The sequence below is a fragment of the Kibdelosporangium banguiense genome (assembly GCF_017876405.1).
Lineage (GTDB): Bacteria > Actinomycetota > Actinomycetes > Mycobacteriales > Pseudonocardiaceae > Kibdelosporangium > Kibdelosporangium banguiense.
On record NZ_JAGINW010000001.1, the window covers coordinates 2,491,006 to 2,510,303 of the forward strand.

The window sequence follows — 19,298 nt, forward strand, 5'->3', positions numbered from 1 at the left end:
GGGGACGTCCGGTGAGCGCGAGGGACTGGATCGACAAGGACTTCTACCGTGAGCTGGGCGTCTCGTCCAGCGCGACGGACGCGGACATCAAGAAGTCGTACCGCAAACTGGCCCGTGAGCTGCACCCGGACGCCAACCCGGGCAACGCCGAGGCCGAAACGCGGTTCAAGGCGGTGTCCGAGGCGTACGGCGTCCTGGGTGACCCCGAGAAGCGCAAGCAGTACGACGAGGCCCGCCGGTTGTTCGGCAGTGGTCTGCGCGGCTTCGGTGGTGGCAGCGGCGGTTTCGACGTCAGCGACATCTTCGGCAACGCCGGCCAGCAGGGCGCGGCCGGTGGTGGCTTCAGCGGGCTCGGCGACATCCTGGGCGGCCTGTTCGGCAGGCGCGGCCAGGGTTCGGCGGCCGGCCGGCCACGCCGAGGTGCTGACGTGGACACCGAGGTCCGTATCGACTTCCTCGAAGCGGTCAAGGGGGCGACTGTCCCTTTGCGACTGTCGAGCCCGTCCACATGTGGCACGTGTACCGGGTCGGGTGCCCGTCCTGGCACGACGCCGCGGACCTGTCCGACATGCAACGGCGCAGGCCTGATCAACCGCAGCCAAGGTGCGTTCGCGTTCAGCGAGCCGTGCCGCGACTGCCGTGGCACCGGCCGGATCGTGGACGACCCATGCCCCGAGTGCGGTGGCGACGGTGTCAGCACGAAGAGCCGCACGCTGACCGTCCGGATTCCCGCCGGTGTCGAGGACGATCAGAAGATCAGGCTGGCCGAGCAGGGCGAACCGGGCCAGAACGGCGGTCACGCAGGCGATCTGTACGTCCGCGTGCACGTCACGCCGCACGCGGTCTTCGGCAGATCCGGCAACGACGTGACGATCACTGTTCCGGTGACGTTCCAGGAGCTGGCGCTCGGCACCACGCTGACCGTGCCGACTTTGGACGGCAAGGTGAGTCTGCGGGTCGCGGCCGGTACGGCCAACGGCCGGGTTTTCCGCGTCCGTGGCAAGGGTGTCGTCAAACGTGAGGGCACGGCAGGCGATCTGCTCGTGACCGTGCAGGTCGCGGTGCCTGCCAAGCTGAGCGAACAAGCGCAGGCGGCGCTGGCGGAGTACACGAAGGCCACCTCGGGCCAGGACCCCAGGCCTGAGCTGACCGCGCTGCTACAGCAGAGGAGCGACTGATGATGCCCTCGTTCCCCAGTGGTGTGCCGTTTCCGGCCGGAGCCAATGAGGACAGCCCGGTTTTCGTGATCTCGGTGGCCGCACAGCTGTCCGGGCTGCACGCCCAGACGTTGCGCAGCTACGACCGGCTCGGCCTGGTCTCACCAGGCCGTACCTCCGGCGGCGGGCGCCGGTACTCCATGCGCGACATCGCGGTTCTCCGTGAGGTACAACGCCTTTCCCAGGAGGAAGGCGTGAACCTCGCGGGTATCAAGCGAATCATCTCCCTGGAGAACCAGGTCACCGCGCTGCAGTCCCGCATCCAGGAGCTGACTGAGGAGCTGGCGTCGGCCTACGCGGCCGCTGAACAGGCCGCCGCCGCGATTCACGCGTCCTACCGGCACGAACTTGTCCCGGTACGCAAGCAGACCGCGCTGGTTGTCTGGAAACCCCAGCCCCGCCGCGGGTTCTAGCCGCGATCTTGCGGCTAACGCGAAAAATTTCATGTTCGACCTGGAAACCCTGGGCTGGTTCAGTCCAGGGTGAACGGGTCGTAGGTGATGTGGTCCAGCGGCGTGCCCGCGACCAGCATCCGGGACACAGTGGACCGGATCATCGCGGGTGACCCGCTGACCAGGACGTTGCGCTCCGACCAGGCCCCGTAGCGGGTGACCACGTCGGCCAGGGTGCCGTGCTCGACACCGGTCGCGTCCGGTTCGGACTCCAGGACCGGGACCACGGTCAGCCAGGGGTTGGTGGCCGCGAGATGCTGCAGGTTCTGCAGGTCGTACAGATCAGCGAGCACGCGGCCGCCGTAGAACAGGTGCACCCGCGGGTTCTCACCCCATTGGCACAGCTCGTCGATGATCGCCCGCATCGGGGCCAGGCCCGTCCCACCGGCGACCATGACTAAGTCCCGGGTGTTCTCCCGGTCCACCCGCATCCGGCCCATCGGCGGGCCGAGCCGCCAGACGTCGCCGGGTCTGGTGTGCCCGACGATCGCGCGGCTGACCCAGCCGCCGTCGACCGTGCGGATGTGGAAGTCGATCGAGCCGTCCTCGCGTGGTGCGTTCGCGGGCGACAGGTACCGCCAGAGCCGCGGCCGCTGCGGCACCTCGACGCTCACGTACTGCCCGGGCTGATACGGCACCGGGTAGTCGGGGCGGACGGTGACCACGGCCAGGTCGAAGCCGATCCGGTGGTGGTCCACCACGGCCGCCGGCCACCAGGCGGGCCCGTCCTCGGCGTTGGCCGCGTCGAGCATCGCGCGGGCCATGATCGTGTACGCCTCGGCCCAGGCTCGTTCGGTCTCGTCGGTCCATGACTTGGTGGCGTACTTCTTCACGGCGTGGATCAGGGCGGTGCCGACGGCCTCGTAGTGGGCGCTGATCACACCGAACTTGCGATGGTCGCGGCCCAGTTGCCGCAGGAACGGGACCAAGTCGTCGGGCCGGTCGACCAGTTGCACGAAGTGGACCAGTGCCCGCAGCAGGCGGGATCGCTGGACCTCCATGTTCGCCGGGAACATCTCGCGCGCGTTCGGCGACAGGCTGAACAGCATGCCGTAGAAGAACCTGGCGACATCCTCCGCGTGCGGCTCGACCAAGGCCCAGCTCTCGCGGACCAGACGGACCATCGCGGCCGCACCGGACGCGGCGTCCGCGGACCGGCTGGGCGTGGCAGTCACGGACTTGGGGGACTGAGGTAGTGGGCTCACTAGTGCGTTTGCGGTCATGGTCGGGGCACGGACTCCAACCTCTGGCTCAGACGTCATGCTCGAACGTCACGGTCTTCTCATACATCCGTCCCCCGACAGGGTTGGACAGTAACCCGATTCTCGTGGGATGTCCGCCTTGATGCCACCTTCGTGTACTTGTGTGTGACCGAATGTTGGCTCACGTCCCTCTTCTGGTGGACATCCGATGGGCGGCCTGGGTTCCGGGCGGCCGATATGAAACTGTTACGCGCGTGCCTTCCGCCACCCCGACCCCCACCGGCATCGCCGAAGCGCAGCTGCTGGACGACCTGGAACTCGCCGAACCACCGCCCCGGCCCCGGCCGGTGCTGGCGTTCGCAGCCCAGATCGACGACCCGCTCGTCGATCACGAGGCGGACCGTCTGCCGGGTTCCCATGGTGAACATCTCCTCCAGTGTGCCTATGGCAGCCGTGATCGTGCCAAGAAGTTCTACGACACCCAGGTACTCGACCACCTCAACGACGCGATGGCGGCCTTCATCCGCCGGATGGACATGGCGTTCATCGCCAGCGCGGACGCCAAGGGTGAGTGCGACTCGTCCTTCCGGGCGGGGCCGCCGGGCTTCATCCAGGTACTCGACGAGCGGCACATCGCCTATCCGGAGTACCGCGGCAACGGTGTGCTCGCCAGCCTCGGCAACATCAGCGAGAACCCACACCTGGCCATCCTGATGGTCGACTTCGTCCGCGACCTGATCGGCCTGCACGTCAACGGTGTGGCCAGAGTCGTCGACGACGACGAGATGCGCGCCGCGCACCCGGAGATCCCGGCCGAGTTCGACCGTGGCCGCACCCCGGAACGCTGGGTGGTAGTGGAGGTCGAGGAGGCCTATATCCACTGCCGAAAGCACATTCCCCACCTGCAGCCGGTCGACCGCAACCGCGACTGGGGCACGGACGACACGCGCCGCAAGGGCGGGGACTACTTCGAAGCCAAGGGCACGCCGCGCCCACGGCACCAAGTGGTGCAGACTTCCGGGCAGTGAAAAGCGAGCAGTCGAACCCGTCCGGTGAGCGCGAATCAGCCACTCACGCGTTGGAACGTGAGCTGTCCGTGCTGTTCGGCCGGGCTCGCAGCGTCTCGCTGACGCTGGCCGCGCGTGTCCACCCCGAACTCGACGCGGCCTGCTACGCCTTGCTGCTGCATCTGAACGACATCGGGCCGGTCCGTGCGGCCGACGTGGTCGAACGGACCGGCCTGGACAAGTCGACAATCAGCCGTCAGATCGCCCGCCTGGACGAACTCGCCCTGATCGAACGGGTCGCCGACCCGCACGACGGCCGCGCCCGCCTGGTCCAGCTGACCGAGATGGGCACCAAACGCCTGGAAACCGTCCGCAAGGAACGCCGGTCGCGCCTGCGGGCGATCTTCGACAGCTGGCCGACCGACGAGATCACCACCTTCTCCGCCCTGCTCGGCAAGCTCAACCGGGACTTGTAGGGATATAGTTGTACTCAGCAACTAGTGCTGGAGGTGGGGCGATGAAGCCCACTGCCGACGACTACATCGGCCTGCTGCGGCAGATTCGTGCCCTGATGGAGATCCAGCACGCGGCCACCATGCGCAACTGGGAGAGGTCCCAGCTCCAGCCCGGTGCCGGCAAGCTGCTGGCAGAGCTGTCCTACGGCGGCGAAGCCCGGATCTCCGACCTGGCCGAACGGCGGTTCGTGGACACCTCGGTGGTCAGCCGTCAGGCCGCCCAGCTGGAGAAACTCGGCCTGATCGAGCGTCGGCGTGCACCTGGCGACGCGAGGGTCGCCTTGCTCCGGATCACGCCCGAGGGCGAGAAGGTGCTTGAGCAGTGGCGGGAACGGCAGGTCGAGATGCTCGCCGCCGCGGTCCAGGACTGGGACGCAGCCGATGTGGCGATCGCCTCCGGCTACCTCGACCAGCTCAACAACGGCCTCCGCGCCGCCCTTTCAGGCTGATTTTTTGCCCCCAAAGTGGCGTTGGGAGCATCCAGCGCTCCGAAAGCCACTTTGGGGGCACAGTCACTGTCGGCGAGAGCGGGTCCACCCGGACGGCCGCTTGCTGACATCCGTCGGATACGACGATTCGCCGAGTTGTCCACCCTCCTGTGGATAGCGACCTGCGGTTTGTGGATAAGTGCCCACTTCGTGTGGACAACCCCATTGGTACATGTGAGTGAAGCTGAGTTGAGCGGAACACACTCAACTTTTCTGACGTTGAGCATGATGACGCCTCGTGCGGAAAGCTGGCACGGGGGATGACCACGCGTACTGAGGTGAGGCATGGACGCTTTCAATCCGACCACGAAGACCCAGCAGGCGGTGTCGGCCGCGGTGCAGGCAGCGACGGTCGCCGGGAACCCGGATGTGTCGCCCGCGCACATCCTCGGCGCTCTGCTGGCTCAGGGCGACGGGCTGACCGCGCCCCTGCTGACCGCGGTCGGCGCCGACCCGGCGGTGGTCGGCAAGGAGCTGGAGAAGATCATCGCCGGGCTGCCGTCGGCGACCGGCGCGACCGTCTCCACGCCGAATCTCAACGCCCAGGCGGCCCGCTCCCTTTCCCAGGCCCAGAAACTCGCGACCGAGATGGGCGACGAGTACGTCTCCACCGAGCACGTCCTCTACGGCCTGGCGTACGAGCGCGGCCCGGTCGGCGAACTGCTTCGCCGGCACGGCGCCACCCCGGAAGCCCTGAAGGAAGCGTTCGTCAAGGTCCGTGGCTCCGCCCGGGTGACCAGCCCCGATCCTGAGGGCAACTACCAGGCGCTGGAGAAGTACGGCGTCGACCTGACCGACCGTGCGCGTAAGGGCGAGCTCGACCCGGTGATCGGCCGTGACTCCGAGATCCGGCGCGTCGTTCAGGTGTTGTCCCGGCGCACCAAGAACAACCCGGTCCTGATCGGCGAGCCCGGCGTGGGAAAGACCGCCATCGTCGAGGGCCTTGCGCAGCGGATCATCGCCGGTGACGTGCCGGAATCCTTGCGGGGCAAGCGTGTTGTCGCCCTCGACCTCGGGTCGATGGTGGCCGGTGCGAAGTACCGAGGCGAGTTCGAGGAGCGTCTCAAGGCCGTGCTCAAGGAGATCACCGACTCCGCAGGTCAGGTCGTCACGTTCATCGACGAGCTGCACACCATCGTGGGCGCCGGCGCGACCGGTGAGGGCGCGATGGACGCGGGCAACATGATCAAGCCGATGCTGGCCCGCGGCGAACTGCGGATGGTCGGCGCGACCACGCTCGACGAGTACCGCGAGCACATCGAGAAGGACCCCGCGCTGGAGCGCCGCTTCCAGCAGGTGCTCGTGGGCGAGCCGTCGACCGAGGACACCATCGGCATCCTGCGTGGCCTCAAGGAGCGCTACGAGGTGCACCACGGTGTCCGTATCACCGACGCCGCTCTCGTGGCCGCAGCGACGCTCTCCGACCGTTACATAACCGCGCGGTTCCTCCCGGACAAGGCGATCGACCTGATCGACGAGGCCGCGTCCCGGCTGCGGATGGAGATCGACTCCCGGCCGGTCGAGATCGACGAGGTCGAACGCGCCGTGCGCCGCCTCGAGATCGAGGAGATGGCGCTGGCCAAGGAAGAGGACCCGGCCTCCAAGCAGCGGCTGGCCGCGTTGCGCGCGGAGCTGGCCGAGAAGCGCGAGACGCTCTCCGGTCTCACGGCTCGCTGGCAGAACGAGAAGGGCTCGATCGAGAAGGTCCGCAACCTCAAGGAAGAGCTGGAGCACCTGCGCGGCGAGTCCGACCGCGCCGAGCGCGACGGCGACCTGGCCCGCGCCTCTGAGCTGCGCTACGGCCGGATCCCGGCGCTGGAGAAGGAACTCGAGGCCGCGACCGAGTCCACCAGAACCGAATCGGTGATGCTCAAGGAGGAAGTCGGCCCGGACGACGTCGCCGAGGTCGTGTCCGCGTGGACCGGCATTCCGGCCGGCCGGATGCTCGAAGGCGAGACAGCCAAGCTGCTGCGGATGGAGGACTCGCTGGGCAGGCGGGTCGTCGGCCAGGCCGAGGCGGTACGCGTGGTTTCCGACGCGGTGCGCCGTTCGCGTGCCGGAGTCGCGGACCCGGACCGGCCAACTGGCTCTTTCCTGTTCCTCGGCCCGACCGGTGTCGGCAAGACCGAGCTGGCCAAGGCGCTGGCGGAGTTCCTGTTCGACGACGAGCGCGCGATGATCCGGATCGACATGAGCGAGTACGCCGAGAAGCACTCGGTGGCCAGGCTCGTCGGCGCGCCTCCCGGCTACGTCGGCTACGACCAGGGCGGTCAGCTGACCGAGTCCGTGCGGCGGCGGCCGTACAGCGTGGTGCTGCTCGACGAGGTCGAAAAGGCTCACCCGGACGTGTTCGACGTGCTGCTCCAGGTGCTCGACGACGGCCGGCTCACCGACGGGCAGGGCCGTACGGTCGACTTCCGCAACACCATCCTGGTGCTGACCTCGAACCTGGGCTCGCAGGTGATCGCCGACGCGAACCTGAACGAGCAGCAGCGCAAGGAGGCCGTGCTGGCCACCGTGCAGCGGCACTTCAAGCCGGAGTTCCTCAACCGGCTGGACGACGTGGTGGTCTTCCACCAGCTCGCCACCGAGGAGCTGACCTCGATCGTGGACATCCAGGTCGAGCGCCTCGGCCGCAGGCTCGCCCAGCGCAGGCTCACCCTGGACGTCACCCCGTCGGCCCGCGATTGGCTGGCGCTCAACGGATTCGACCCGGTATACGGCGCCCGTCCCTTGCGGCGCCTGGTGTCCTCCGCGATCGGCGACCAGCTGGCGAGGAAGCTCCTGTCGGGTGAAATCCGCGACGGTGACCGCGTCACTGTGGACGTGACGGACGACTCTTCGGCACTGGTTGTGGGCAGGGCCGAGTGAGTCATCGCCGCCAGGCGGCGGGTGTCCGCTAGTCTCTGGCTGGTGGGCATCCCCGCGTGGGTTTGGTTCGCCGTGGCCGCTCTGGCGGCTCTCGGTGGAGCTGCCCTGCTCGCTCGAGACCGTGCCGTTCGGACATCACGCAACCGCGAGCGCCGTAGATGGGCCGCATTGCGTGGCTGGCAGTTCACCGAGACCGACAACGTGCTGCCGACGCAGTGGCAAGGCGGAGCGCTCGCGTACTACGGCGACGGCATAGCCCGTGACGTGGTCGCAGGTTCCACCTTCACCGCTGACGGCCGTCGTCGCGTGTACATCTACGACCTCGACAACGGTGGCCGGATCAGTGCCGTGATCGCCGCGGTGCAGTGCCGGCGTAAGCACCCGGTGGTGGTCGAGCTGTGGCTGCCGAGTGTTCCGTTCGAGCAGGAGCACATGCCGGAACTGCTCGGCCCGGTCGGCCAGCGGTACGCGTTCGTGTCGGACCTTGGCAAGGCCAGAGCGCTGATCACACCCGATCTGGTGGACGCGTCCGAGGAAGTCGGCGCGGACGTGATGGTCGCGTGGATCGAGGACGGCTGGGTCCTGGCCGCCGCGCCCGTCAACGCCAACCCGTCGCGGCTCGAGCGTCTGCTGCGCAGTCTCGGCGAGGTCGCTGACGTCGTCGACCCGTTCGAAGACGATGAGCCGTCGGACGGCACCGCCCAACTGCCGCCAGGACGTCACGGCCAGTAGCTTGGCCGCATGCCAACTTCTCTAGTCACCGGCGCGACCGCGGGAATCGGTGCCGCGTTCGTGCACCGGCTCGCGGCTGACGGCCACAACATTGTGCTTGTCGCCCGTACCGAGACCCGGTTGCACGAAGTCGCCACCGAGATCCGTGCGAAGTACAAGGTCGAGGCCGAGGTGCTGCCGGCCGACCTGTCCACGGCTGACGGGCGGTCGAAGGTCGAGAAGCGGCTCTCTGACGGCGATCCGATCGATCTGCTCGTCAACAACGCGGGTTTCGGCACCCGCGGGCGGTTCGAGGACGCCGACATCGAATGGCTGCAGTCGCAGCTGGATGTGAACGTCACGAGCGTGCTCCGGCTGACGCACGCGGCTGTGCCCGGCATGATCACCCGTGGCCGCGGCGCCGTGATCAACGTTTCCAGCATCGCCGGCTACTTCCCGGCGACCGGCGCGACCTACGGCGCCACAAAGGCCTGGGTGACCGCGTTCTCCGAAGGCCTGGCGATGTCGTTGAAGGACACCGGAGTCCGGGTTATGGCATTGTGTCCCGGTTTCACCCATACCGAGTTCCACGCCCGCGCGGGTGACGGCAAGTCCCCTTTGCCCGGCTTCATGTGGCTCGAGGCAGACCGGGTGGTCGCCGATTGCCTGGCCGATCTCAAGCGTGACCGGATCCGTTCGGTCCCGGGCCCGCAGTACAAGTTCCTCGTCGGTCTGATCCGTTTCCTGCCGCACGGATTGATGCGCAAATTGGAATCGAGTGGCAGCCGCGAACGCACGTAGGATTCCCGCATGACTCAGCCTCCGGGGTGGTATCCCGAGCGTCCAGGTTCCCCGGTCCTGCGGTGGTGGGACGGTACACAATGGACGGCCCACACCCAGCAGCAGCAACAGAGCGACGCCAGCCCCTGGGAAGTGGAGGTCGGCCGCCAGCACGACCCGGGCCGCGTCCAGCAGCAGGTCCAGCAGGCCGGCGTGGGCGCGACCCCGTCGGCAGGCGGCGGAACCCTGTTCACCGAACCGGTGCTCGTGGTCAACCAGAAGGTCAAGCTCATCGAGATGGCCAACGAGTACAGCGTGTTCAACCAAGGTGGTCAGCAGATAGCCACAGTCGCGCAGGTAGGCCAGAGCGCACTGAAGAAAGCCGTGCGATTCCTGTCCAGCTACGACCAGTTCATGACCCACAAACTGGAAGTGCGCGACCTGCACGGCCAAGTCCTGTTGCGCCTCACCCGGCCCGCCAAGGTCTTCAAATCACGCATCATCGTCGAACAGGGCAACGGCCACCAGATAGGCGAAATCGTCCAGGAGAACATGGTCGGCAAGATCAATTTCGCCTTCATGTCCAACGGTCAGCAGATCGGCGGAATCCGGGCAGAGAACTGGCGCGCCTGGAACTTCATGATCCACGACCACACCGGCCAAGAAGTAGCCCGCATAACAAAAACATGGGAAGGCTTCGCCAAAACCATGTTCACCACCGCCGACAACTACGTCGTCCAGATCCACCGCCAACTCCAGAACCCCATGATCAGCCTCGTCGTAGCCTCCGGCCTCGCCATCGACACCGCCCTCAAACAAGACTCCCGCGGCTTCGGCTGATCCAGACTCACTCAACCCCTTGCCACGCAGAAGAACCCACTGCGTGGCAAGCCCACGCCCAGACGCGGAACCTTGCCCCCGCCCAGCCACCAAGCGCCTTCACCCGCCCGTGTAATCCCAGTGCGAACGGCCCACTCGCCCCGGTTCACCCCTTGAAAACCCCTGCTCAACCCCCTTTCCCGGTAGACTGGACCAGGGGACGCCCCCCGGGTTGGGGGGACTGTTCTTGTGAGGTGGCGGGGAAATCGTCGTGTGGCGGTGGGTTGACCTGGGGGAATGCGGGGTTTCGTGGGTTTTGGCGGTGTGGCTTAGGGTGGGGTCTTGTGCTCGTTGATCAGAATGCCAAGTCCGAACTCGCGCGTCTTGTGTCTGAGTTGGCGGTTGTCCGCGGCCGGGTAGTGCTGTCCTCCGGGAAGGAGGCTGACTACTACGTTGACCTGCGGCGGGCCACGTTGCAGCATGCGGCGGCGCCGTTGATCGGGAAGTTGCTGCGGCAGTTGACCGCTGACTGGGATTACGTGGCGGCGGGCGGTTTGACGCTCGGGGCTGACCCGGTGGCGTGCGCGATGATGCATGCGGCCGCTGCTCAGGGTGATGTGCTGGATGCGTTCGTGGTGCGTAAGGCCACGAAGGAGCATGGGATGCAGCGCCGCATCGAGGGTATTGAGGTTGCGGGGCAGCGTGTGCTGGCGGTGGAGGACACGTCCACCACCGGTAGCAGTGTGCTGACCGCGGTCCAGGCTCTCCGGGAGGCTGGGGCTGAGGTTGTCGGGGTCGTCACGGTTGTGGACCGGGCGACCGGCGCCAAGGAGGCCATCGAGGCCCAGGGCGTTCCCTACCGCCACCTCCTGGGGCTCGACGACCTGAGCCTGTAAGCGCAGTTGCCGTGGACGCGGCCACAAGGCCAGACTGACCCTGTGGCTGCGTTCCTGGCCGGCGTGATCGTTGTGGTTCATTTCGCCGCGCTGCTGTACATCGGGTTGGGTGGGTTCCTGGCATGGCGCTGGCCGAAATCGATCTTTGTGCACGTCTTCTTCGCGTTGTGGGGGGTCGCGATCAACGTGGTCCCCGGCCTGCCCTGCCCGCTGACCACCGCGGAGGACTACTTCCGCCACCAGCAGGGCCTCTCGTCGCTGCCGGGCGGTTTCAACGAGTACTACATCTACGACGATTTGATCCCGCGTAGCCTTCTGCCTGTGGTGGCAGTTCTCGCGGTGGTCCTTCTTGTCGTCTCGTACGTCGGCACGGTTGTGTTGTGGCGTAGAAAAGCCAAAGTGGCAGCGTGACCGGTCCGACTGAGTGGGTGTTCGGCGAGCCTGTCGGTGTTGGGCCGTGGGAAGGGCCGTTGCCCACGGATGACCGGTATGACCCTGAGCTGCTCAAAGAGGGTGACCGGCGCAACGTCGTCGACAAGTACCGGTACTGGCGGCGTGAGGCGGTGATCGCGGATCTCGACACGCGGCGGCACGATTTCCACGTCGCGATCGAGAATCTGCAGCACGACCACAACATCGGTACGGTCGTGCGGACGGCGAACGCGTTCCTCGCCAAGGCGGTGCACATCGTCGGCCGGAGGCGGTGGAACCGCCGGGGAGCCATGGTCACTGACAGGTACCAACATGTGGCCCATCACCCAGACGTGGAATCGCTGGCCGCGTTCGCGAAAGCCGAGGGTTTGACCGTCGTGGCGGTTGACAACACGCCGGGTGCGTCCCGCCTTGAGACTGTCAAGCTTCCTCGCCACTGCGTTCTGCTGTTCGGCCAAGAAGGCCCTGGCCTGAGTGAACAGGCCCAGCAGGCAGCCGGAATGGTGGTGTCGATCGCCCAGTTCGGGTCCACCCGGTCGATCAACGCGGGGGTCGCGGCGGGCGTCGTGATGCACTCATGGATCCGTGATCACGCCGATCTGCGTTCCGCCTGGTGACTGAATAATTACCCCAAGTGGGGCACGTACCACGCTCAGGGGTATCTCGTGGCCATTTCAGATACCACCATGGCCTCATGGCCAGAGAGCTCGTGGCGACCGCCCGGTTGTGGGCGGCGCGCGCCGCGGTGTCGGAGCTTGGCGTGCAAGCCAGGCACCTACGCCGATTGTGGGCGCGTCCAGGCACGTTGCTCGGCGTCGACGGCTGGCCACCCACGCGGGGCGAGAGGTTGTTCGGCAGGTGGAACTACTTCGCGCAAGCGCACCTGATCGACTGCCTGGTGGACGCCCAGGAGCGCCAACCGACCGCGACCCGGGCGACGTCCATCGCACGCATCGTGCGCAGTGTGCGACTGCGGCACGGCCGCAGGTGGGTCACGGAGGATTACGGCGACGCGGCCTGGCTGGGCCTGGCGTTGCTGCGCGCGGCGCCGTACACGCCGGTGAAGATCGCGGTTGGGGACATAGCTCGCGGCCTGCGGGGCGCGTGGACGGACCACGCGGGCGGTGGCCTGTGGTCACGTGCGGACGAGGATCTCAAGAGCATCCGGGCCAACGGTCCCGCGACGATCCTGTTCGCCCGCGTCGGCGACCGCGTTGACATGCAACGAGCCCGCGCGATCGCGGAGTGGATGGAAGACACCCTGCTCGACGAGACGACCGGGCTGATCTGGATCGGCCTGCACGTCAACCTCGACGGCGAGATCCGCGAGACGATCAAGGAGATCTACACCTACATCCAAGGCGTCTACCTCGGCGTATGCCTGGAGCTCGCGCCCGGCGACCCGGTCTGGGCCGAGCGCGCCGAGCGCACGATCATCGCGGTGTCCGAACACCTGGCCAACAACGGTGTTCTACGTGGTCACGGTGGTGACGACGGCGGGCTGTACACCGGGATTCTGGCGCGCTACCTGGCATTGGCGGCGCTCCGGCTGCCCGCGTTGACCGGCGCTTCGGCGACCGCCATGGCCGCCAGCCACGTCGCCGAGCGGCTGGTCCTGACGAGCGCGGCGGCCGCTTGGCGCAACCGGGCGGTGGGCCGGGGCGGCCCGCTCTTCGGTCCGGATTGGACAATCCCGTCCCGCGTGCCGCGTTCGCCCCGGCACCGGATTGCGGAGCGGGAGCTGGCGTCCCAGCTGGGTGGCTGGATGATCCTGGAGGCCGCTGCCCTGCTGGAGCGTTCGCACTAGGGTGAACTGATGGGCGTTGTCATCGTGACTGGGGGCAGCCGCGGGATCGGAGCAGCGATCTGCCGGTTGGCTGCGAAGCAGGGCCATCAGGTGGTCGTGAACTATGTCGGCAACGCGGGCGCGGCCGCGGCGGTCGCGAAGGAGATCGGCGGCATCGCGGTGAAAGCGAACGTGGCCGACGAAGCCGACGTGACGCGTTTGTTCGACGCCGCGCAAGAACTGGGCACGTTGACCGGCCTGGTCTGCAACGCCGGCATCACCGGCAACAAGATCGCCCGCCTGGACGAGCACGAAGTCTCGACAGTGCGCGAGGTTCTGGAGGTCAACGTGACCGGAACCTTTCTGTGCGACCGGGAAGCGGTCCGCCGGATGTCGACGAAATACGGCGGCGAAGGCGGCGTGATCGTCAACATCTCCTCCACCGCGGCTCAGCGTGGCTCACCCGGCGAATGGGTGCATTACGCCGCAAGCAAAGCGGCCGTGGAGACCCTGACAAAGGGCCTGGCCGACGAAGTCGCCGCAGAGGGAATCCGGGTGAACTGTGTCGCCCCAGGCCTTGTGGAAACCGGGTTGCACGAGGCAGCCGGTGCTCCCGACCGGGTGACGCGCACAGCTCCCCTCATTCCCATGGGCCGCGCCGGAAAGCCCGAGGAAATCGCCGACGGCGTCGTCTGGCTGCTTTCTGACGCGGCCGCGTTCGTCACCGGATCGATTGTCACGATCAGCGGCGGACGATAAATTCTCAGGCGCAGCCGCACGATCTGCGGTGCATCAGAATCGGCTGCAGTCGCGTTGTCGCCGGTGGGCGGGAAGGGTCGGCGATCCGGCCGAGGAGCATTCGGACGGCGGTCCGCCCGATTTCGGCGATCGGCTGCGCCATTGTGGTGATGGGTGGGTCGAGCAAATCTGCCCACTCGACGTCGTCATATCCGACAACGGCGAGATCGTGGCCGATTTTCCGGTCCCTTTTACGGGCTTCATGCAGGACGCCGGACAGCATCACGTTGTTTCCGGCGACTATGGCGGTGGGGGGATTTGGTAAGTCGAGCAACCGGCCCAGGGCCGCCGCAGCGGGTTCGGCACGGGACTCGCCGGACTGCACGAGGGCCTCGTCCCAGATCAGGCCGGAGCGGCCGAGGCCCAGCCGGTAGCCCAGTACACGTTCGGATGACGTTGCCAGGCCTCCGGCGCCGCTGACCATGCCGATTCGCTTGTGCCCGATCTCGGCCAGGTGCTGCACCAGCGCCGAGGTGGCGTGCACGTTCTCCGGGCCGACCTGGTCGAAGTCCTGGCCCACGGTGAGCCGGTCGACCAGGACGATCGGGATGCCGAGCTGCTTGAGCTCCGGCAGCACCGTTCCGGTCGCCCGGGGCGACGGCGTGAGGATCAGCCCGTCGACCCGCCGGGAACGCAGCGTGCGGACCGCGGCCTGTTCGGCTGACTGCTCGTCGTGGGTGTCGGTGAGCACGAGCGTGTAGCCGGATTTCGAGGTCTCGTGCTCGATCGCCTGGATAAGTTCGGCGAAGTACGGGTTGGCCACGAGCGAGATCGCGACGCCCAACGATCGGGTGCCGCCGGTGACCAACGATCGGGCGATTGCGTCGCCGGTGTAACCCGTGCGCTCGATCGCGTCCAGCACTCTGAACTTGGTCTCCGGTGCCACGGCGCGCGTGGAGTTCACCACGTGCGAGACCGTGGTGATGGAGACGCCCGCCATTTGGGCGACATCCTTCATGGTGACCAAGCCGGGCCCCCTGTGACAAAACGGGCGGAAGCGTTTGCGCAAACGGTTGCGACAGGCTAAGTGAATCATTAACTTCCCCGCAACCAGGCACGCCTAGGAGGGGAAGTCATGGGACGACGTGGTCTCGCCATCATCGCCGCCGGTCTGCTCGCGCTTGCCGCGAGTGGTTGTACCAGCCAGAAGGCCGGGAGTGGGGATCAACCCGCCGATGGCGGCAGGATCAAGGTCGGTCTCGTGACCAAGACCGACTCCAATCCGTACTTCGTCGCGTTGCGCGATTCGGCGAAAGCCGAGGCCGAACGCGGCGGCGCCGAACTGGTCGCACTGGCGGGCAAGTTCGACGGCGACAACGAGGGACAGGTCGCCGCGATCGAGAACCTCGTGCAGCAAGGCGCCAAGACGATCATGATCACGCCGAGCAACTCGACCGGCATTCTCGGCGCCATCAAGAAGGCTCGCGACAAGGGTGTGCTGGTGATCGCACTGGACACCGAAACCGACCCGAAGGACGCCGTCGACGCCACGTTCGCCAGCGACAACACCGAGGCCGGCCGCATGCAGGGCACGTATGTGAAAGCCGCGCTGGGCACCAAGCCGCCGAAGCTGATCATGCTCGACGGCACCCCGGGCTCCACGGTGAGTGAGCAGCGCCACAACGGGTTCCTCGAAGGCATCGGTCTCAAGACCGGTGACCCGGCGATTCTCGGCGTGGAATCCACCAACGGCGAGCAGAACAAGGCCCAGACCGCGACCGAGAATCTGCTCCAGCGAGACACCTCGCTCACGGCCGTCTACACGCTCAACGAGCCTGCCGCACGCGGTGCGTATGTGGCATTGCAGGCCAAGGGAATCGCAGGTCAGGTCGTGATCGGCTCGATCGACGGCTCATGCCAGGGCGTCACCGACGTCAAGGACGGCAAAGTCGTCGCGACCGTGATGCAGTTCCCGAAGAAAATGGCGGCCGAGGGCGTGAAGGCCGCGATCGAGTTCGCCAAGTCGGGCAAGAAGCCGACCGGCTTCGTGAACACCGGCGTTACGGTGATCACCGACAAGCCGGTGCCTGGAATTCAGAGCCAGGACACCGCATGGGGATTGCAGAACTGCTGGGGCTGAGCACATGACCACAATTAAAGAGCGCAGCGAATTCATTCTGCGCACGCCGGCGATCGGCCCGGCGATCGCCTTGGTCGTCGCGGTGGCTGTCTTCGCGGTCACCACCGACACGTTCTTCACCGTGGACAACCTGTCGCTGGTTGTCCAGCAGTCGCTGGTGATCGGCACGCTCGCGCTCGGCCAGACGCTGGTGATCCTGACCAGCGGCATCGACCTGGCCAACGCGGCGATCGCGGTCCTGGCGACGCTGCTGATGGCCAAGATGGCGCTGCTGCACGACCTTCCCGGGATCGTGGCCCTGCTGATCGGTGTCCTTGTGGCAACGGCACTCGGCGCGACGACGGGCTCGGTCGTGACCTGGTTCCGCCTGCCGCCGTTCATCGTCACCCTCGGCATGCTGACCATCGTCACCGCGGTCGGCCGGATTTACGCCGCGGGACAGAGCTTTCCGGTCACCGACGACATGCTCGGGTTCCTCGGCCAGTCGCAGTACCTGTTCGGCCAGATAGAGATCACGTACGGCATGGTGCTCATGCTGGCGATGTATCTGGTCGCCTGGTACGCACTGACCCGCACGGCATGGGGCAAGCACGTGTACGCGGTCGGCAACGACCCGGAAGCCGCGCGCCTGTCCGGAATCCACGTGCGGCGCAGCCTGCTGGGCGTCTACATCATCGCGGGCGTGATCTACGGAATCGCTGCGTGGCAAGCACTTGGCCGCGTACCCAACGCCGACCCGAACGCGATGCAGCTGGACAACCTCAACTCGATCACCGCGGTCGTGATCGGCGGGACGAGCCTTTTCGGCGGCCGGGGCAGCGTGATCGGGACGCTGATCGGCGCCCTGATCGTGGCCGTGCTGCGGTCCGGCCTGACCCAGGCCGGGATCGACAACCTCTACCAGGACGTGGCCACGGGCGTGCTCGTGATCGCCGCGGTCGCGGTGGACCGGTTCTCCCGAGGGAGGCAGCGATGACCCCGGTGCTGGAAGCGAAAGGCCTGGTCAAACGCTACGGCCGGGTCACCGCGATGGACGGTGCCGACTTCGACCTGCGGGCCGGCGAGGTCCTCGCGGTGGTCGGCGACAACGGCGCGGGCAAGTCCACGCTGATCAAGGCGTTGTCCGGGGCGGTGATCCCGGACGAGGGCACGATCCTGGTGGACGGCAACGAAGTCCGGTTCCACGGCCCGCTGGACGCCCGCAAGCACGGCATCGAGACGGTCTATCAGGACCTGGCGCTCGCGCCGGCCCAGGACATCGCGACGAACCTGTTCCTGGGCCGGGAAAAACGCCGTGCCGGATTCCTCGGCGGCGCGTTCCGGCTGCTGGATTCCAGCGGTATGCGCACCGAGGCCCGGCGCGTGCTCGACGAGCTGGGGATCGACATCAAATCGATGACCCAGCCGGTGGAAACGTTGTCCGGTGGGCAAAGGCAGGCCGTCGCGGTGGCCAGGGCGGCCGCGTTCGGCACCCGTGTGGTGATCATGGACGAGCCCACGGCCGCGCTCGGTGTCGCCGAGTCGGCCAAGGTCCTCGAGCTGATCGGCCGGATCCGGGATCGCGGCCTGCCGGTGGTGCTGATCAGCCACAACATGCCGCATGTCTTCGAGATCGCCGACCGGGTGCACGTGCACCGGCTGGGCAGGCGGGTCGCGGTGGTCTCACCGCGGACGCATTCGATGAACGAGGTCGTCGGCCTGCTGACCGGTGCCCTGCGGATGAACGAGGACGGCTCGATCCAGGAAGTCGGTGTCACCACCGGGCTGAACCGTTGATCCTCGCAGTCGGTCTGTGCACAGTGGACCTCGTTCAGCGAGTGGACGATCTCCCTGTGCCAGGCCAGAAAGTCCAGTCGAGCTCAGTCGAGCTTGTGGCAGGCGGCCCGGCTGCCAACGCGGCGATCACCATCGCCGCGTTGGGCGGTCAGGTTCGCCTGGTGACCGTACTTGGTGCGCATCCGTTGGCGGACTTGGCAAGGCGCGATCTGGAACAGTACGGCGTCGAGGTCGTGGACGCCGTACCCGATCGTGCCGAACCGCCTGCGGTGAGCGCGGTCTCGGTCCGGATCGGTGACGGCGAAAGAACTGTCGTCTCACACAACGCTTCAGGTTCAACGGCTTCGGCCGCGATCAATCTGTCCGATGTGGACACTGTGCTGCTGGACGGGCACCATCCCGGACTCGCGTTGGCCGCCGCGAAGGCCGAAGTGCCGGTGATCCTGGACGCGGGCAGCCGGAAGCCGGTGTTCGAGGACCTGTTACCGCAGGTGGACGTCTGTGCCTGCTCGTCGGCCTTCACTGATCCCGTGGACTGCCCGGTGATCACGCGGACACATGGACCTGATCCCGTGCAGTGGTTCGTGGGCGATGAGCGTGGTGCGGTGCCTGTGCCGGAGGTACAGGCCAAAGACACCTCTGGAGCAGGGGATGTCTGGCACGGCGCGCTGACGTTGGGGGTAGCACGGCTGGGTCACGTGCCGAAAGCTGCGGACATGCCCGAGCTCATCGCGTTCGCCAACCGCATCGCGGGTGTCCGGGTTCAGCATGAGGGGGCGAGCTGGCGTGCACGACTTCGATGACCTGGTCGACCGCGCGAGAGCGCTGGCCACGGACAAGCGCGGGATGCTCGGCATCTGCGGCGCGCCCGGCGCGGGCAAGTCGACGCTCGCGGCCCGCCTGGTCGAGGCGCTCGGCGACGAAGCCGTCTACGTCGGCATGGACGGCTTCCACCTCGCGCAAGTCGAGCTGGAGCGGCTCGGCCGGACCGAACGCAAAGGCGCGCTGGACACGTTCGACGGAGCCGGATACGTCAACCTGCTGCGACGGCTGCGGGACCAGACCGACGAGGTCGTCTACGCACCCGAGTTCCGCCGGGAGATCGAGGAACCGGTCGCCTGCGCGGTCCCGGTGTTCCAGACCACCAGACTGGTCGTCACCGAGGGCAACTATCTGCTGGTCCCGGACGGTCCGTGGGGCATGGTCCGCGACCTGCTGGACGAGATCTGGTTCCTGCGTCCCGGCGAGGACGAGCGGCACCGCCGGCTGATCGCGAGGCATGAGGAATTCGGCCGGAGCCCGGACGAGGCTCGTGACAGGGCGTTGGGGTCCGATGAACGCAACGCAACCGTGATCAACGCGACGGCTGGCCGAGCCGATCTCGTGCTACGCGGGTAACCCGCGGGTCTCGCGCTGCGGAACGTCCGATAACGGCGTGCTCACGACCTCCGATCAGTGGACAGTCGTA

The 19,298-nt window shown here is 67.0% G+C and carries 21 protein-coding genes; 19 read left to right on the plus strand and 2 right to left on the minus strand.

Going from position 1 to position 19,298, the window contains the following annotated elements; all coding sequences use genetic code 11:
- The first annotated feature begins 11 nt into the window (after window positions 1–11).
- Together dnaJ and JOF56_RS11905 are read left to right on the plus strand one after the other, a co-directional pair.
- Entirely contained in the window at window positions 12–1,178 is a 1,167-nt protein-coding gene (gene dnaJ / locus JOF56_RS11900; protein ID WP_209637218.1) for a molecular chaperone DnaJ, read from the plus strand.
- Entirely contained in the window at window positions 1,178–1,630 is a 453-nt protein-coding gene (locus JOF56_RS11905; RefSeq protein WP_372447863.1) for a heat shock protein transcriptional repressor HspR, read from the plus strand. The genes dnaJ and JOF56_RS11905 overlap by 1 nt, the downstream gene beginning before the upstream one ends.
- A gap of 59 nt (window positions 1,631–1,689) precedes the next feature.
- Here JOF56_RS11905 and JOF56_RS11910 read toward each other — a convergent pair whose 3' ends face one another.
- Window positions 1,690–2,793 carry a globin domain-containing protein gene (locus JOF56_RS11910; protein ID WP_245379403.1) on the minus strand — a complete coding sequence of 368 codons (1,104 nt, stop codon included), beginning with the start codon at window positions 2,791–2,793 and terminating at the stop codon, window positions 1,690–1,692.
- A 332-nt stretch (window positions 2,794–3,125) separates the two neighbouring features.
- Between JOF56_RS11910 and JOF56_RS11915 the strand changes: the two genes are divergently transcribed.
- From JOF56_RS11915 to JOF56_RS11970, 12 genes are all read left to right on the plus strand, one after another.
- The gene (locus JOF56_RS11915; protein WP_307855055.1) at window positions 3,126–3,899 is read left to right on the plus strand and encodes a pyridoxamine 5'-phosphate oxidase family protein; all 774 of its coding nucleotides are present in this window, start codon (window positions 3,126–3,128) and stop codon (window positions 3,897–3,899) included.
- On the plus strand, window positions 3,896–4,354 hold the full coding sequence (locus JOF56_RS11920) for a MarR family winged helix-turn-helix transcriptional regulator (RefSeq protein WP_209637224.1): 459 nt from the start codon (window positions 3,896–3,898) through the stop codon (window positions 4,352–4,354). The genes JOF56_RS11915 and JOF56_RS11920 overlap by 4 nt, the downstream gene beginning before the upstream one ends.
- 41 nt (window positions 4,355–4,395) lie before the next feature.
- Entirely contained in the window at window positions 4,396–4,842 is a 447-nt protein-coding gene (locus JOF56_RS11925) for a MarR family winged helix-turn-helix transcriptional regulator (protein ID WP_209637226.1), read from the plus strand.
- A 324-nt stretch (window positions 4,843–5,166) separates the two neighbouring features.
- Window positions 5,167–7,752: an ATP-dependent chaperone ClpB gene (gene clpB, locus JOF56_RS11930; RefSeq protein WP_209637229.1), complete on the plus strand. Its 2,586-nt coding sequence runs from the start codon at window positions 5,167–5,169 to the stop codon at window positions 7,750–7,752.
- A gap of 42 nt (window positions 7,753–7,794) precedes the next feature.
- Window positions 7,795–8,484 (plus strand): TtfA family protein, encoded by a 690-nt coding sequence (locus JOF56_RS11935; protein ID WP_209637231.1) that lies wholly within the window; start codon window positions 7,795–7,797, stop codon window positions 8,482–8,484.
- A gap of 9 nt (window positions 8,485–8,493) precedes the next feature.
- Window positions 8,494–9,264, plus strand: coding sequence for an SDR family NAD(P)-dependent oxidoreductase (locus JOF56_RS11940; RefSeq protein ID WP_209637233.1), 771 nt, complete (start codon window positions 8,494–8,496; stop codon window positions 9,262–9,264).
- 9 nt (window positions 9,265–9,273) lie between these two features.
- Window positions 9,274–10,083 carry an LURP-one-related family protein gene (locus JOF56_RS11945; RefSeq protein WP_209637235.1) on the plus strand — a complete coding sequence of 270 codons (810 nt, stop codon included), beginning with the start codon at window positions 9,274–9,276 and terminating at the stop codon, window positions 10,081–10,083.
- Window positions 10,084–10,406: 323 nt separating this feature from the next.
- Window positions 10,407–10,958: an orotate phosphoribosyltransferase gene (gene pyrE / locus JOF56_RS11950; protein WP_209637237.1), complete on the plus strand. Its 552-nt coding sequence runs from the start codon at window positions 10,407–10,409 to the stop codon at window positions 10,956–10,958.
- A gap of 42 nt (window positions 10,959–11,000) precedes the next feature.
- On the plus strand, window positions 11,001–11,369 hold the full coding sequence (locus JOF56_RS11955) for a DUF2784 domain-containing protein (protein WP_209637239.1): 369 nt from the start codon (window positions 11,001–11,003) through the stop codon (window positions 11,367–11,369).
- Window positions 11,366–12,007 carry a TrmH family RNA methyltransferase gene (locus JOF56_RS11960; protein WP_209637241.1) on the plus strand — a complete coding sequence of 214 codons (642 nt, stop codon included), beginning with the start codon at window positions 11,366–11,368 and terminating at the stop codon, window positions 12,005–12,007. The genes JOF56_RS11955 and JOF56_RS11960 overlap by 4 nt, the downstream gene beginning before the upstream one ends.
- Window positions 12,008–12,084: 77 nt before the next feature.
- Window positions 12,085–13,197 carry a glycoside hydrolase family 76 protein gene (locus JOF56_RS11965; RefSeq protein ID WP_209637243.1) on the plus strand — a complete coding sequence of 371 codons (1,113 nt, stop codon included), beginning with the start codon at window positions 12,085–12,087 and terminating at the stop codon, window positions 13,195–13,197.
- 9 nt (window positions 13,198–13,206) lie between these two features.
- Window positions 13,207–13,935 carry an SDR family oxidoreductase gene (locus JOF56_RS11970; RefSeq protein WP_209637245.1) on the plus strand — a complete coding sequence of 243 codons (729 nt, stop codon included), beginning with the start codon at window positions 13,207–13,209 and terminating at the stop codon, window positions 13,933–13,935.
- 4 nt (window positions 13,936–13,939) lie between these two features.
- Here JOF56_RS11970 and JOF56_RS11975 read toward each other — a convergent pair whose 3' ends face one another.
- Window positions 13,940–14,932, minus strand: coding sequence for a LacI family DNA-binding transcriptional regulator (locus JOF56_RS11975; RefSeq protein ID WP_281065678.1), 993 nt, complete (start codon window positions 14,930–14,932; stop codon window positions 13,940–13,942).
- Between the two features lie 117 nt (window positions 14,933–15,049).
- On the opposite strand from JOF56_RS11975, the gene JOF56_RS11980 reads away from it, so the two are divergent.
- Genes JOF56_RS11980 through JOF56_RS12000 form a run of 5 tightly spaced genes read left to right on the plus strand, consistent with a single transcriptional unit; the run spans window position 15,050 to window position 19,228 of the window.
- Entirely contained in the window at window positions 15,050–16,054 is a 1,005-nt protein-coding gene (locus JOF56_RS11980; protein ID WP_209637249.1) for a substrate-binding domain-containing protein, read from the plus strand.
- 4 nt (window positions 16,055–16,058) lie between these two features.
- A complete protein-coding gene (locus tag JOF56_RS11985) occupies window positions 16,059–17,030 on the plus strand; it encodes an ABC transporter permease (protein WP_209637250.1) in 972 nt (323 codons plus the stop codon).
- Window positions 17,027–17,830, plus strand: a complete 804-nt coding sequence (locus tag JOF56_RS11990; RefSeq protein WP_209637251.1) for an ATP-binding cassette domain-containing protein — start codon at window positions 17,027–17,029, stop codon at window positions 17,828–17,830. Before JOF56_RS11985 ends, JOF56_RS11990 begins: the two co-directional genes overlap by 4 nt.
- Complete coding sequence (locus tag JOF56_RS11995; RefSeq protein WP_209648194.1) at window positions 17,830–18,633, plus strand: PfkB family carbohydrate kinase; 804 nt, start codon at window positions 17,830–17,832, stop codon at window positions 18,631–18,633. The genes JOF56_RS11990 and JOF56_RS11995 overlap by 1 nt, the downstream gene beginning before the upstream one ends.
- Window positions 18,617–19,228: a nucleoside/nucleotide kinase family protein gene (locus tag JOF56_RS12000; RefSeq protein ID WP_209637252.1), complete on the plus strand. Its 612-nt coding sequence runs from the start codon at window positions 18,617–18,619 to the stop codon at window positions 19,226–19,228. Before JOF56_RS11995 ends, JOF56_RS12000 begins: the two co-directional genes overlap by 17 nt.
- Window positions 19,229–19,298: the final 70 nt, after the last annotated feature.